Genomic DNA, 13,545 nt, shown 5'->3' on the forward strand with positions numbered 1-13,545 from the left:
CGGCAATGCCACCGGCTTCGGCGCGCTGACGGGCGGGGCGGTGCGCGCCCGCGTCTACGGCGTGGCGAACGTCACGCCCGCGCAGATCGGCCGCATGACGGTGTTTACCAGCGTGTCGCTGGCGCTCGCGCTCGTGCTGATGACCGCGCTCGGCATGGTCTGCATGGCGGGCCAGCTCGCACCGATGCTGCATCTCACACCGGTGGCGCTGCGCTGGAGCGGCGCGGCGCTGCTGGTCGCGCTGGGGCTCGCCGCCGCCGCGTGCCGCCGCGAAACGCGGCCGGTCCGCACGCGCTGGTCCTGGCTTTCATTCGATATCCCCGCACGCCGCGATCTGCTTGCCCAGGTCGCGCTGGCCGTGCTCGACGTGGTGGCCGCCGGTCTCGCGCTATGGACGCTGTTGCCGCACGCGAACGTCGGCTTTATCGGTTTCATCACCGTCTACGCGGCTGCGATGCTGCTCGGCATGATCGGCCATACGCCCGGCGGCGTCGGCGTGTTCGAGGCGGCGATGGTGTTTACGCTGAGCGGCAGTGTGCCGATGCAGCAGATGGTTGCCGCGCTGCTGGCCTATCGCGCGATCTATTTCGGCGTTCCGCTGCTGGTGTCGGCCGCGTTGCTCGCGGGTTTCGAAGGCCGTGCGCTGAAGAACCATCTGTCGCGGCTGCAGGCCGAGCGCGTGTCGGAACTCGCGCCGCTGTTTCTGAGCCTCGTCACGTTCGTGGTCGGCGGCATGCTGGTGATTTCGAGCGCGACGCCCGCGTTCTGGCAACGCATCCATATCCTGCGCGATATGGTGCCGCTGTGGGTGCTCGAAAGCTCGCAGATGCTGTGCAGCGTGCTCGGCGTGCTGCTGCTGTTCGTCGCGCGCGGTCTGCTGCGGCGGCTCGACGCGGCATGGTGGATGACGCTCGTGCTCGCGGTGTCGAGCCTCGCGTTGTCGCTGACCAAAGGTCTCGCGTTCGTCGAGGCCGGCGTGCTCGGCATGCTGATCGCGCTGCTGCTCGCGACGCGCAAGCGCTTCAACCGTCATTCGTCGCTGTTCGCCGAGCGCTTCACGGCGGGCTGGCTCGTGTCGATCGCCATGGTGCTGATGCTGGCGACGTGGGTCATGCTGTTCGCCTTCCGCGACGTGCCGTACACGCGCGATCTCTGGTGGCAGTTCGCCTTCGACGAACGCGCCCCGCGCGCGCTGCGCGCGACACTGGCCGCCAGCCTGTTCGCCGCGACGTTTTCGTTCTGGCAGTTGCTGCGTCCGGCGCCGGGGCGTTTCGTCAAACCGGCGCCCGAGGACTTGCACGACGCCGCGCGCATCGTGCGTGCGCAGGAGCGCAGCGACGCCGGCCTCGCGCTGATGGGCGACAAGAGCTTCCTGTTTTCGGAATCGCGCGAAGCGTTCCTGATGTACGCGAAATACGGCCGCACGTGGGCCGCGCTGCACGATCCGGTGGGGCCGCGCGAGGAGTGGGCCGGTCTCATCGGCAAGTTCGTCGCGCTCGCACATGCGCACGGCGGCCGCGCCGCGTTCTACCAGGTGCGTGCCAATGCGCTGCCGCTTTATCTCGACGCGGGTCTCACGCTGATGAAGCTCGGCGAGGAAGCGCATATCGTGCTCGACGATTTCGATCTGAAGGGCTCGCACCGCGCGCATCTGCGTTATGCGCTCAAGCGCGGCGAGCGCGACGGCTTCACGGTCGAAGTGATCGATCAGGCCAACGTGCCGGCCTCGCTCGAAACGCTGCGCGGCATTTCCGACGGCTGGCTCGACAGCCGCGACGCGCGCGAGAAGAGCTTCTCGGTCGCGGCTTTCCATGACGAATACCTGGCTGCGCAATCGGTGATGCTGGTGCGCCAGAACGGCGAGCCGGTCGCCTTCGTGACCTTCATGACGACCGATCTGAATACCGAGGCGACCGTCGGCGTGATGCGCCACCTCGAAAGCGCATCGTCGTACGCGATGGAATATCTGTTCACGCAGCTCGCGCTGCATCTGAAGCAGGCCGGTTTCCGCTCGCTGAGTCTCGGCATCGCGCCGCTCTCGGGCGTTCAGCCGACGCCGCTGGCGTCGCGCTGGCATCGGGTTGCCGGTATCGTGTGGCGCTTCGGCGGCCGTTTCTATAACTTCCGCGGCTTGCGTGCTTTCAAAAGCAAGTTTCAGCCGCACTGGGAGCCGCGTTATCTCGCGGCATCGGGTTCGATGGGCGTGTTTTTCACGCTGGCGGACCTGTCGTTGCTGGCAGGAGGCCGGCGTTCATGACCTTGCATCCGTTTTTCCGGCTCGCCATCGCGGCGAGCGTTCTCAGCGGCGGCGCGCTCGCGCATGCGGCCACCACTACTACCACTACCACCACCGTCGCCGGCGGCCGCTATGGCGAGGTCCGGGTCACGCAGCCGGATGGGCCGTTGCGCGGCTTCGTCGTGCTGTATTCGCAGGCGAGCGGCTGGAGCGCGGCCGATCAGCAAAGCGCCGATGCGCTCGCGCAGGCCGGTGCGATGACCGTCGGCGTGGATACCGCGCAATACGTCGCGAACCTGAGCGCGAAGAAAGAGACCTGCCATCAGCTCGTCGGCGATGCCGAAGCGTTGAGCCATCAGCTCGAACGGCAAGCGCGCTCGAATCAGTACTTCGCGCCGATCGTCGCGGGCACGGGGCAGGGCGCGACGCTCGCGATGCACGTGCTCGAACAGGCCCCGTCGAACACGATTGCGGGCGCCGTCTCGGTCGATGCCGAGCGCACGCTCGACGCGCGCTTTCACCCGTGCGCGCCGGACCCGACCGTGATTCGCGACAAGGTGCCCGGCTTCGTCGAAAAGGCGAACACGGGCGCGGCCGATCGCACGCGTCTCGTTGCGTTGCTGACGCCGCATCTGCAATCGGTATCGACGGGCGATGACGACGTGTCCGATCTGCCGCTCATCGAATTGCCGGCCGCGCATCCGAACGGCCTGATGGCGATCGTGATCTCCGGCGACGGCGGCTGGCGCGATCTCGACAAGACGATCGCGCAGGCGTTGCAGAAGGATGGCGTGTCGGTGATCGGCTGGGACAGCCTGCGTTACTTCTGGAGCGAGAAGCCGCCCGCGCAAACGAGCCGCGATCTCGCGCGCGTGATGCAAACCTACGGCGCGCGCTGGCACGCGCAACACATCGCGCTCGTCGGCTATTCGTTCGGCGCGGACGTGATGCCGTTCGCGTACAACCGCTTGCCCGCGGAGCAGCGCGCGAAGGTGTCGCTGATCTCGCTGCTCGGCTTCGCACCCGACGCCGATTTCCAGATTCGCGTGGGCGGCTGGCTCGGCATGCCCGCAAGCGACAAGGCACTGAACGTGCGGCCCGAATTGACGCATGTGCCGCCGTCGATCGTGCAATGCTTCTATGGCGAGAGCGAGACCGACACGCTGTGTCCGGCGCTCGACAAGACCGGTGTCGACGTGATCCGCACGTCCGGCGACCATCACTTTGGCCGCGATTACAACGCGCTGGAGCAGCGGATTCTCACCGCATTCAGAAAGCAGAGCGGCGTGCAGGATTGAACGTCGCTCTGCTGTCCCGCCGGGGCGTTCGAGCCTGCACGCCCCGGCAGCGTCGAGCATTGCGGGATTGACAAAGCCCGCCGGGTCGACGAAGATCGCCTGCATGCACTGCCTCGACATCCGTATTGCGCTGATTATTAGCATCATTCATCGAATGGTGGGTTAGCGCACGTCGGATAGAACAGACAAGGCAGTGACAAACTAACCCGCCACAGAGGCGGGTTTTTTTATGTCCGCTTTTCTGCCTGCCTCCTGGCGAACTTGCTGCCGATCGTGGTCCGTTGCCATCGATCGCGGTCGATTCGTTGTTGCATCGTTGTTGCATCTTCGTTGTTAACCAGGAGCTTGCCTTGCTATCGAACAAACTCGAACGGGCCGTCGTCGCGGCCGAGCGCGCTGCACTTTCCCACGACTACCTGAAGAAAATCCTGACCGCGCGCGTCTACGACGTGGCGCGCGAGACCGAACTCGAACATGCGCCGAACCTGTCGGCGCGGCTGCGCAATCCGGTCTATCTGAAACGCGAGGACAACCAGCCGGTGTTCTCGTTCAAGCTGCGCGGCGCGTACAACAAGATGGCGCATATTCCGGCCGAGGCGCTGCAACGCGGCGTGATTACCGCGTCGGCGGGCAATCATGCGCAGGGCGTGGCGTTGTCGGCGGCACGTATGGGCGTGAAGGCAATCATCGTGGTGCCGGTCACGACGCCGCAGCTCAAGGTCGACGCGATCCGCACGCATGGCGGACCGACCGTCGAGGTCGTGCAGTCCGGCGAGTCGTATAGCGATGCGTATGGTCACGCGGTCAAACTGCAGGAAGAGCGTGGCCTGACCTTCGTGCATCCGTTCGATGACCCCTATGTAATCGCAGGCCAGGGCACCGTGGCGATGGAAATCCTGAGCCAGCACCAGGGGCCGATTCACGCGATCTTCGTGCCGATCGGCGGCGGTGGGCTCGCGGCCGGTGTGGCGGCGTACGTAAAATCGGTGCGTCCCGAGATCAAGGTGATCGGCGTGCAGACCGATGATTCGTGTGCGATGGCGGCGTCGTTGAAAACGGGCGAGCGCGTGACGCTGAACGAAGTGGGCCTGTTCTCCGATGGCACGGCGGTCAAGCTCGTCGGCGAGGAAACCTTCCGCCTGTGCAGCGAGTATCTCGACGAAGTGCTGCTCGTGAATACCGATGCACTGTGCGCGGCAATCAAGGACGTGTTCCAGGACACGCGCAGCGTGCTCGAACCGGCCGGTTCTTTGGCGGTGGCCGGTGCGAAGCAGTATGCCGAACGGGAGGGCATCGAAAATCAGACGCTGATCGCGATCACCTCGGGCGCGAACATGAACTTCGACCGCATGCGCTTCGTTGCCGAGCGCGCCGAAGTCGGTGAAGCGCGCGAAGCGGTGTTTGCAGTGACGATTCCCGAAGAGCGCGGCAGTTTCAAACGCTTCTGCGAACTGGTCGGTACGCGCAGCGTCACCGAATTCAACTACCGGATCGCGGATGCCAATTCGGCGCACATCTTCGTCGGCGTACAGATCCGCAACCGCAGCGAGTCGGCGCAGATCGCGGGCGCGTTCGAAGCCCACAGTTTCGCCACCGTCGACCTCACGCTCGATGAACTCTCGAAGCAGCACATCCGCTACATGGTGGGCGGCCGCTCGCCGCTCGCGCTCGACGAGCGCCTGTTCCGCTTCGAATTCCCGGAACGCCCGGGCGCGCTGATGAAATTCCTCTCGTCGATGGCGCCGAACTGTAACATCAGCCTGTTCCACTATCGCAACCAGGGCGCGGACTGTAGCTCGATTCTCGTCGGCATCCAGGTGCCCGCAAGCGAGAACGCGGAGTTCGATCGTTTTCTCAGGACACTCGGCTATCCGTACTGGGAAGAGACACACAATCCCGTGTATCGGCTGTTTCTTGTCTAGTTGAATGCATCGGGGTTTACCTGAGGGGTGCGTCACATCGACGCACTGCGCCGTGAATTCCTGAGCTCGGCGGAAAGCCCCGCCTGGCGTGCGTTTTCGGTCGATGCGAGGGCGCCACGAGCGTCTTCACCATCAGCCTTCTATCTCCTGAGGCGATACAGCCTATCCAATTTATCGCGTTGCGGGATACCGGTCGTGATCGTCACACTGTGCGCCAATTCATCGCCACATTCAGGAGACACAGCATGCGCACTCAAGTCGGCATCATCGGCGCCGGGCCCGCCGGATTGCTTCTTTCCCACCTGCTTCACCTGCGCGGCATCGAGTCCGTCGTGCTCGAAACGCGTACCCGCGACCAGATCGAATCCACCATCCGCGCCGGCGTGCTCGAACAGGGCACGATGGACCTGCTGACCGAAACCGGCCTCGGCGAACGCATGAAAGCGGAAGGCGCGCTGCATCACGGTTTCGAACTCGCCTTCGAAGGCAAGCGCCGCCGCATCGATCTGATGGACCTCACCGGTAAAGCGATCACCGTCTACGCCCAGCACGAAGTGATCAAGGACCTCGTCGCGGCACGCGTCGCCGCGAATGCCGAGTTGCGCTTCGGCGTGACGGACACGTCGATCCAGGGCATCGACACCGACACGCCGTCGATCCGCTATCGCCACGAGGGCGCCGAGCACGAACTGCAATGCGACTTCGTGATCGGCTGCGACGGCTCGCAAGGCGTGTCGCGCGCGGCGATTCCCCAGGCACTCCGCAAGGACTTCGAACGGGTCTATCCGTTCGGCTGGTTCGGCATCCTGAGCGAAGGGCCGCCGTCGTCGGAGGAACTGATCTACGCGCGTCACGAGCGCGGCTTCGCGCTGATCAGCACGCGCTCGCCGAACGTGCAGCGCATGTACTTCCAGTGCGACCCGAAAGACTCGGTCGATAACTGGTCCGACGATCGCATCTGGGCGGAACTGCATGCGCGTGCCGATTCGCACGACGGCCAGAAGATTGTCGACGGCCAGATTTTCCAGAAGAACATCGTCGGCATGCGCAGTTTCGTTTCGACGACGATGCAGCACGGGCGCCTGTTCCTCGCGGGCGACGCCGCGCATATCGTGCCGCCGACCGGCGCGAAGGGCATGAACCTCGCGGTCGCCGACGTGAACGTGCTGAGCCAGGCGCTGAACGCGTTCTACAAGGAAAACCGCACCGATCTGCTCGAGCGCTACAGCGAAACCGCGCTCAAGCGCATCTGGCGCGCCGAGCACTTCTCGTACTGGATGACGAGCATGATGCATCGTATCGAAGGCGCTTCGGCGTTCGAGCAGCAGTTGCAGGTTGCCGAACTCGAGTATGTGACGACCTCGCGCACGGCGGCCACGGTGCTCGCGGAGAACTACGTCGGCGTGGCCGGCGCGCAGATGCAAGGCATGCTATAAGCGATGCGCCTCGCGCGGCGCTCGGGAACCCTAATTGATCGACAGGTCCCGATGCGCCGCCGACTGAAATTCCTTGGGCGTGACGCCGGTCTGCTTACGGAAATAGCGGCTGAAATAAGCGGCATCTTCGAAACCGAGCGCATGCGCGATCTGTTTGATGCTCGATCCCGAGTAGACCAGATCGCGCTGCGCCTCGCGTATCAGTTGATCGTTGACGAGCGACAACGGGGAATGGCCGAGTTCCTCGCGGCAGATGCGGCCCAGTTGCGCCGCCGTAACGCCGAGTTTTTCCGCATAGAAATCGATCGGCTGATGTTCGCGCACGTGTGCGGCGATCAGTTCGCGTAGCCGCTTGAGCTGCGCCGCGCGCCGGTCGTTGATCGTCGAGCCGGTCGTCGCGCCGGCGCTCGATACGGCATCGGCCAGGCGCGCTACTTGCACAAAAAGTGCAATCATCAGCGACATGCCCGCGGCGATGTGACCGCGTGCGCTGCCGCGAAATTCCTGCTCCAGCAAACCGAATAACGGCATCAGCGTGTGCTCGCCGATTTCGCGCCGCACGGGGATCAGTGCGGGCCGCTGCAGCACCGGCAACAGTCCCGGCGACACTACCTTCGAAATCGATTCCAGCGCCCGCTGCGCGGCCGTAATCACGAGCCCGTCGATCTCCGGCGAAAACACGAATCCATGCACCGTTTGCGCGGGAAGCAGCACGAGGCAGGGTGGTTCGATCGCGAGCTTTTCGCTTTCGACCAGCACGTGCCCCGTGCCGCTGCGGATATAGAGAATCTGCAGCAACGCATCGTGCCGGTGCGCGGCGATATGCCAGTCATTCGGCCGGCTACGCTCGACGATCCATTCGAAATTGAACGCGTCGTACCACGGCGGCCGTACCGACTCGCCGTACAGATCGTAGTTAGGGATATTCCTCATGCCGTTTCGTCTCCTATGTTCGAATTGTCCTGCGATGCGCCGTCTTTGTCCAATTTCCGCGCAAGCCGCGTCGCTATACTTTTTGCCATGAAAGATACGGTGGATAGCGCGGCGCTCAGGCCGCGACAGCGCATCGCCGTCACGATCAGAACCATGGAGATTCGGATGACTAATAACGCGGAAACGCAGGCAAAGCCGCACCAGGGAGATGCACACTCACGGCACTGGCTCGGTCTCGAAGGGCGCGTGTGCGTCGTGAGTGGAGCGGCGGGCGGAATCGGCGGCGCGATCGCTCAGGTGCTCGCCGGGGCCGGCGCGCGTCTCGCGCTGCTCGATCGCGATGAGGAGAAGTGCCGGGCGCTGGCGCAAACGCTGAACGCAAGCGGCGTCGATGCGCTCGCGTTGACGTGCGATATCGGCGATATCGACAGCGTGCGCGGCGCGGTAACGGCCGTCGAAACTGCCTATGGTGCCGCCGACGTGCTCGTGAACAACGCGGGTCTGCTGCGGCCGGGGGGTATCGAAGAGATCGGACTCGACGCCTGGAACGCGATGCTGCGCGTGAATCTGACTGGCTACATGCTGTGCTCGCAGCAGTTCGGCCACGGCATGCTGAAGCGCGGTTCCGGCGCTATCGTGCACGTCGCCTCGGTGGCCGCGCATCATCCGCAAACCTATAGCGGCGCATACAGCGCGGGCAAAGCGGGCGTGACGCTGCTATCGAAGCAGATCGCGGCAGAGTGGGGGCCGCGTGGCATTCGCAGCAATGCCGTGTGTCCGGGCATGATCCGCACGCCGCTCTCTGCCACGTTCTATGAGCAGGGCGATATCGAACGCCGCCGCAGTGCGATGACGGCCAGTCGCCGCATCGGCGAGCCGAACGATATCGCCGACGTGGTCGCGTTTCTCGCGAGCACGCGCGCCGCCTATGTGAACGGCGCGGAAATCACCGTCGACGGCGGCCTCGAAAGCATGCTGATGGATCTCGTGCCGCGTCCCGGTTTCGAGGCCGTGCAAGCCGCCCGCTAAGTTCTCGCTAAGTTCTCCTACAAGGAAGCGATACCATGACCAATGCAACGCACAGCGCTGCGCTGACCTGCGACGTGCTCGTCATCGGCTCGGGCGCGGGCGGCCTTTCGACGGCCATCACCGCGCGCAAGCATGGACTCGACGTCGTCGTGATCGAAAAGGCGCCGTTTTTCGGCGGCACGACCGCGTTTTCCGGCGGCGTGCTGTGGATTCCCGGCAACCGTCACGCGCAAAGCAATGGTGTCAGCGATACGCGCGAAGCGGCGCTGACCTATATGCGCAATGAAACCGGCGCGTTCTTCGATGCCGCCGGCGTCGAGGCCTTTCTCGACACGGGCCCGGAAATGCTCGATTTCTTCGAGCGCGAGACCACGGTCAAATTCGTGCCGACGCTATACCCGGACTATCACCCGGACGTGGGCGGCGGTGTCGATATCGGCCGCTCGGTCGTGGCCGCGCCGTTCGATGCGCGCGCGCTCGGCAAGGACATCGCGCGGCTGCGTCCGCCGCTCAAGACGATCACGTTCATCGGCATGATGTTCAACTCGTCGAATGCGGACCTCAAGCACTTCTTCAACGCGACGCGTTCGCTCAAGTCCGCGCTGTACGTCGCGAAGCGTCTCGCGAGCCATCTGAAGGATCTCGCGCTGTACCGGCGCGGCGTGCAAATCACGAGCGGCAATGCGCTCGCCGCGCGTCTCGCGAAATCGGCGCTCGATCTCGGCATTCCGATTCACACGAATACCGCCGCGCGCGAATTGATCGTGACGGACGGGCGCGTCACCGGCGCGCTCGTCAATGGGCCGGACGGCGAGCGGCACATCGTCGCGCGGCGTGGCGTCGTGCTCGCGTGCGGCGGTTTCTCGCATGACGTGGCGCGTATCGCGCGTGCCTATCCGCATGTGCGGCGGGGCGGCGAACACGTATCGCCGGTGCCGTCGGGCAATACCGGCGATGGGCTCGGCATGGCCGAACGTCTCGGCGCGCGGGTGGCGATACGTTATCCGCAAGCCGCGGCGTGGATGCCGGTGTCGCGCGTGCCGATGAGCGACGGCAGCGTCGGTGTGTTTCCGCATCTTCTCGATCGCTACAAGCCCGGCGTGATCGGCGTGACGCGTGGCGGCAAGCGCTTCACCAACGAAGCGAATTCGTATCACGACGTGGGCGCCGCCATGATCGAAGCGTGCGAGAGCGAACGCGAAACCGCGATGTGGCTCGTCTGCGACCACGCGACGATCCGCAAATACGGGCTCGGTTTTGCCAAGCCCGCACCGGTGCCGCTCGGTCCGCTGCTGCGCAACGGCTATCTGAGCACGGGCCGCACGCTCGCCGAACTCGCGCGCAACGCGGGGCTCGACGGCGCGGCGCTCGAAGCCACGGTGCAGCGCTACAACGTCAACGCGGTGCGCGGCGAAGACCCCGAGTTCGGCCGCGGCACGACCTCGTTCAACCGCTATCTCGCGGACCCCGAGCACAAGCCGAACCCGTGCGTCGCGCCGATCGGCGACGGACCGTATTACGCACTGAAGGTGCTGATGGGCGACCTCGGCACGTTCGACGGCATCGCGACCCAGGTCACCGGCGAAGTGCTCGACGAGGCGGGCGCGCCGATTGCCGGACTGTATGCGGTCGGCAACGATCGCGCGAGCGTGATGGGCGGCAACTATCCGGGCGCGGGCATCACGCTCGGGCCGATCATGACCTTCGGCTACATCACGGGGCGCAATCTCGCGGGTGTGGGCGTAGGCGGCAACGCGGCAAAAGCACAGGACGGCGCGGCCGGGAGCAGCGCGGGCATGCGCGACAACGCGCCGGTCACGGCATTGAGAAGCGGCACCTGAGCAGGAACCGTTCATTGGCCGGCCAGCGTAACGGCGCACGATCGGTTCGCACGGTGCGTGCATAACCGATCGGCATATCCAGCAGGCTCACGGCTGACGCAAGGCCGGCTCGCGATACCGCGTCAGAAGTAACGAATCGCGCCGGATGATGCGGCTTTCCTGTCTCGGAGAGCCGCATCGGCCCGCGCCGCATGCGACTGGACTCCAATCGACTCGCCGAAACCGGCCTCTGGTTCGGCTCAGGAGTCCGCACTTTCAGTAGTAATCCAAACAATAAAAAAATCTCGTCATTTCACGGAGACATCGCAATGAACAAGCGCCAACCCTGGCCCTGTAGCGGACCGCAATGCGGTGACGCGCCGGCGCCAACGACCCTGCCGGCAATGGCATCACGCCCGCACGGCGTCGCCACGCCTTTTCGCCTTGAAACGGGAGCATGCAAATGACGCGCTCCGAACGCAATGTGGATGTGCAGGCCTTTATCGACGCGCAGCGCTTTTCGCCATTCCAGTGGACGATTCTCGTGCTGTGCTTTCTTGTCGTCGCGGCGGACGGTTTCGACACGGCTGCGGTCGGCTTTATCGCACCGTCGCTCGTGCAGCAGTGGGGCATTGCGCGCAGCGCGCTCGGCCCGGTGATGAGTGCGGCGCTCGTCGGACTCGGCATCGGCGCGCTCGCGGCCGGTCCGTTCGCGGATCGCATCGGCCGCAAGACGGTGCTCGTGCTGTCGGTCTTTTTCTTCGGACTATGGAGTCTCGCCGCGGCCCGCGCGACCTCGATCGAATCGCTGACCTTACTGCGATTTTTCACCGGCCTCGGTCTCGGTGCGGCGATGCCGAACGCGGTCACGCTGATGTCCGAGTACGCACCCGCTCGCATTCGCGCGGTCGCGGTCAATGCGATGTTCTGCGGCTTTTCATGCGGTCTCGCGATCGGCGGCCTCGCCTCGGCGTGGCTGATTCCGCAATTCGGCTGGCCGAGCGTGCTGGTCGCGGGCGGCGTCGGCCCGATCGTGCTGACCGTGCTGCTGATGGTGCTGCTGCCGGAATCCGCGCAATTTCTCGCCGTGCGCAAGCAGGCCGATCAACGTATCGCGGGAATCCTGCAACGCATTGCGCCGCAGAGCCGCTTCGACGGCTGCCATTTCTTCGCGATCGACGTGCGGCACAGCGCAGGCAACGCGCGTACCAAAGGCGCGCTCTCGATCATTCTGTCGGCACGCTACCGTTTCGGCACGCTGATGCTGTGGCTCGCCTATTTCATGGGGCTGCTGATCTACTACCTGCTCACCAACTGGCTGCCCACGCTGTTCAAGGACACCGGCTTTTCGGGCGAAAAAGCTGCCTTGATGACCTCGCTGTTTCCGCTTGGCGGCGTGCTCGGCAATCTGTGCGTCGGCTGGATCATGGACCGTTTCGCCGGCCATCGCGTGATCGCCTTCACGTTCGTGCTGGTCGGCGCGCTCGTGTTGCTGGTCGGGCAGGGCGTCGGCCATCAGGTGTGGCTCGGTACGCTGATCTTCCTCACGGGTACGGTCGCGACGAGCGCGGTCACGTCGATGTCGGCGCTTGCGGCGAGTTTCTATCCGACGCGTGCGCGTGCAACCGGGGTCGCGTGGATGCTCGGCATCGGCCGCATCGGCGGTGTCGCGGGCGCGCTCGTCGGCGCGGCGCTGATGGGGCTCGGCTGGAAGTTCGGCGCGGTGTTCAGCCTGCTGGCACTGCCGGCCATGGTGTCGGCGAGCGGCGTGTATCTGATGATGCGGCGCGTATTGCACAAAGACGCGCACAAAGACGCGCCCGAGGATGCGCAAGACGATGCGTCCACGGATGAAGCGGCCGGCGCGGTGGCGCTGAAATGAGGGGGGAGATAGCGTTGCCGTGAAAACTCACTATGAACTCACAATGCGCTCACGACGCGCGCAGCAACGCCATCTCGTTGTGCAGCAGTGCAAGCAGATCGTCGTCGGTGGGACGGGTGCCCCAGTGGCGCGCGCCGGCCACCGACGCGATCGCCATCCACGAATGCGGCGGAAACCACTCGCGCAGCAGCATGCCGTCCTGACGCAAACAGAGCTGGCCCGTTTGCTCGCTGTATTCGGCGCAGATCAGCGCGCCGTCGATATGCGCGCTCACGCGCCTGGGATCGTTGTGTAGCACGTCGTCGCTCCTGTCGAAGGGGTGGCGCGAATGCCGGCGTGGCGCGGCGGCAGGACCGCCGCCGGGCATCGTTCAGTGATCGTGATCGTGCCCATGCCCGTGCCAACCATCGTCGTGATCGTGGCCGCGGCCGTGCCAGCCGTTATCGTGCCGATCGCCGTGCCATTCTTCGTGATGATGCTCCCACTCGTCCCGCCCCCAATAGCGATGGCCATCGTAGTAGCGATCGCCGTACCAGCCCGGCGCGATCACGACCGCGGGCGGCGGCGCCACGTACACGGGCGCGGGCTGCACATAGACCGGCGGGGGCGGCGCTACCACGACGCCCGGAATGCCGATGTTAACGCCAACGTCGACATGCGCGAACGCGGCCGACGATACGCCGATCGCGAGGGCCGCGACGATCGCCGACGACATCCAGCGGCTGCGAGAGTGACTCATAGTGTGTTCTCTGTTTTGATGAGTGTGGTGAGGTCAGGCGCGTCGGCGCGCGGCTTCACGAATGCCTCATGAAGCGCGCACCATCCGCTCAATAATGATCGTGGTCGTAGTGATGGTCGTGATGATGATCGTCGGGGACCACGATGCAACCGCTCAATGCGCCGCCGAGCGTGGCGGCCAGAATGACGAGTGCGAAAATTTTCTTCATGATGTTGCTCCCTTGGCAAAAGTTGCCATTGTGTTTCGTGTG

10 protein-coding genes are annotated in these 13,545 nt (G+C 64.8%); 7 read left to right on the forward strand and 3 right to left on the reverse strand.

Annotated elements, in window-relative coordinates; genetic code table 11:
- The 4 genes from mprF to F3J20_RS07050 form a co-directional block, all read left to right on the forward strand.
- Positions 1-2,257 (forward strand): bifunctional lysylphosphatidylglycerol flippase/synthetase MprF (gene mprF / locus F3J20_RS07035; protein WP_167282731.1); only part of this gene is annotated, 2,257 nt, incomplete at its 5' end.
- Entirely contained in the window at positions 2,254-3,534 is a 1,281-nt protein-coding gene (locus tag F3J20_RS07040; RefSeq protein WP_167282733.1) for a virulence factor family protein, read from the forward strand. The genes mprF and F3J20_RS07040, both read left to right, overlap by 4 nt.
- Positions 3,535-3,884: 350 nt before the next feature.
- Entirely contained in the window at positions 3,885-5,456 is a 1,572-nt protein-coding gene (gene ilvA, locus F3J20_RS07045) for a threonine ammonia-lyase, biosynthetic (protein ID WP_167282735.1), read from the forward strand.
- Positions 5,457-5,701: 245 nt separating this feature from the next.
- The gene (locus tag F3J20_RS07050) at positions 5,702-6,892 is read left to right on the forward strand and encodes a 4-hydroxybenzoate 3-monooxygenase (RefSeq protein ID WP_167282737.1); all 1,191 of its coding nucleotides are present in this window, start codon (positions 5,702-5,704) and stop codon (positions 6,890-6,892) included.
- A gap of 30 nt (positions 6,893-6,922) precedes the next feature.
- On the opposite strand, the gene F3J20_RS07055 is transcribed toward F3J20_RS07050, so the two are convergent.
- Positions 6,923-7,825, reverse strand: coding sequence for a helix-turn-helix domain-containing protein (locus tag F3J20_RS07055; RefSeq protein ID WP_167282739.1), 903 nt, complete (start codon positions 7,823-7,825; stop codon positions 6,923-6,925).
- Positions 7,826-7,990: 165 nt separating this feature from the next.
- Here F3J20_RS07055 and F3J20_RS07060 point away from each other — a divergent pair, with 165 nt between their 5' ends.
- The 3 genes from F3J20_RS07060 (at position 7,991) to F3J20_RS07070 (ending at position 12,556) form a co-directional block, all read left to right on the forward strand.
- Positions 7,991-8,854 (forward strand): SDR family oxidoreductase, encoded by an 864-nt coding sequence (locus F3J20_RS07060; protein WP_167282741.1) that lies wholly within the window; start codon positions 7,991-7,993, stop codon positions 8,852-8,854.
- A 35-nt stretch (positions 8,855-8,889) separates the two neighbouring features.
- Positions 8,890-10,695: an FAD-dependent oxidoreductase gene (locus F3J20_RS07065; RefSeq protein WP_167282744.1), complete on the forward strand. Its 1,806-nt coding sequence runs from the start codon at positions 8,890-8,892 to the stop codon at positions 10,693-10,695.
- Positions 10,696-11,137: 442 nt separating this feature from the next.
- Positions 11,138-12,556 carry an aromatic acid/H+ symport family MFS transporter gene (locus F3J20_RS07070; protein WP_167282746.1) on the forward strand — a complete coding sequence of 473 codons (1,419 nt, stop codon included), beginning with the start codon at positions 11,138-11,140 and terminating at the stop codon, positions 12,554-12,556.
- Positions 12,557-12,605: 49 nt separating this feature from the next.
- Here F3J20_RS07070 and F3J20_RS32020 read toward each other — a convergent pair whose 3' ends face one another.
- Together F3J20_RS32020 and F3J20_RS07080 are read right to left on the reverse strand one after the other, a co-directional pair.
- Entirely contained in the window at positions 12,606-12,854 is a 249-nt protein-coding gene (locus F3J20_RS32020) for a hypothetical protein (protein ID WP_167038069.1), read from the reverse strand.
- Positions 12,855-12,926: 72 nt separating this feature from the next.
- Positions 12,927-13,295 carry a hypothetical protein gene (locus tag F3J20_RS07080; RefSeq protein ID WP_167038071.1) on the reverse strand — a complete coding sequence of 123 codons (369 nt, stop codon included), beginning with the start codon at positions 13,293-13,295 and terminating at the stop codon, positions 12,927-12,929.
- Positions 13,296-13,545 lie beyond the last annotated feature (250 nt).

Origin of the sequence: Paraburkholderia sp. Cy-641, from assembly GCF_011752945.1 — a bacterium.
Taxonomy (GTDB): Bacteria; Pseudomonadota; Gammaproteobacteria; order Burkholderiales; family Burkholderiaceae; genus Paraburkholderia.

Excerpts from the sequence above, each read along its gene's own strand:
- F3J20_RS07040 (WP_167282733.1), top strand. The coding sequence starts at position 2,254 with ATGACCTTGCATCCGTTTTTCCGGCTCGCCATCGCGGCGAGCGTTCTC.
- F3J20_RS07050 (WP_167282737.1), top strand. The coding sequence starts at position 5,702 with ATGCGCACTCAAGTCGGCATCATCGGCGCCGGGCCCGCCGGATTGCTT.
- F3J20_RS07055 (WP_167282739.1), bottom strand. The coding sequence starts at position 7,825 with ATGAGGAATATCCCTAACTACGATCTGTACGGCGAGTCGGTACGGCCG.
- F3J20_RS07060 (WP_167282741.1), top strand. The coding sequence starts at position 7,991 with ATGACTAATAACGCGGAAACGCAGGCAAAGCCGCACCAGGGAGATGCA.
- F3J20_RS07065 (WP_167282744.1), top strand. The coding sequence starts at position 8,890 with ATGACCAATGCAACGCACAGCGCTGCGCTGACCTGCGACGTGCTCGTC.
- F3J20_RS07070 (WP_167282746.1), top strand. The coding sequence starts at position 11,138 with ATGACGCGCTCCGAACGCAATGTGGATGTGCAGGCCTTTATCGACGCG.
- F3J20_RS07080 (WP_167038071.1), bottom strand. The coding sequence starts at position 13,295 with ATGAGTCACTCTCGCAGCCGCTGGATGTCGTCGGCGATCGTCGCGGCC.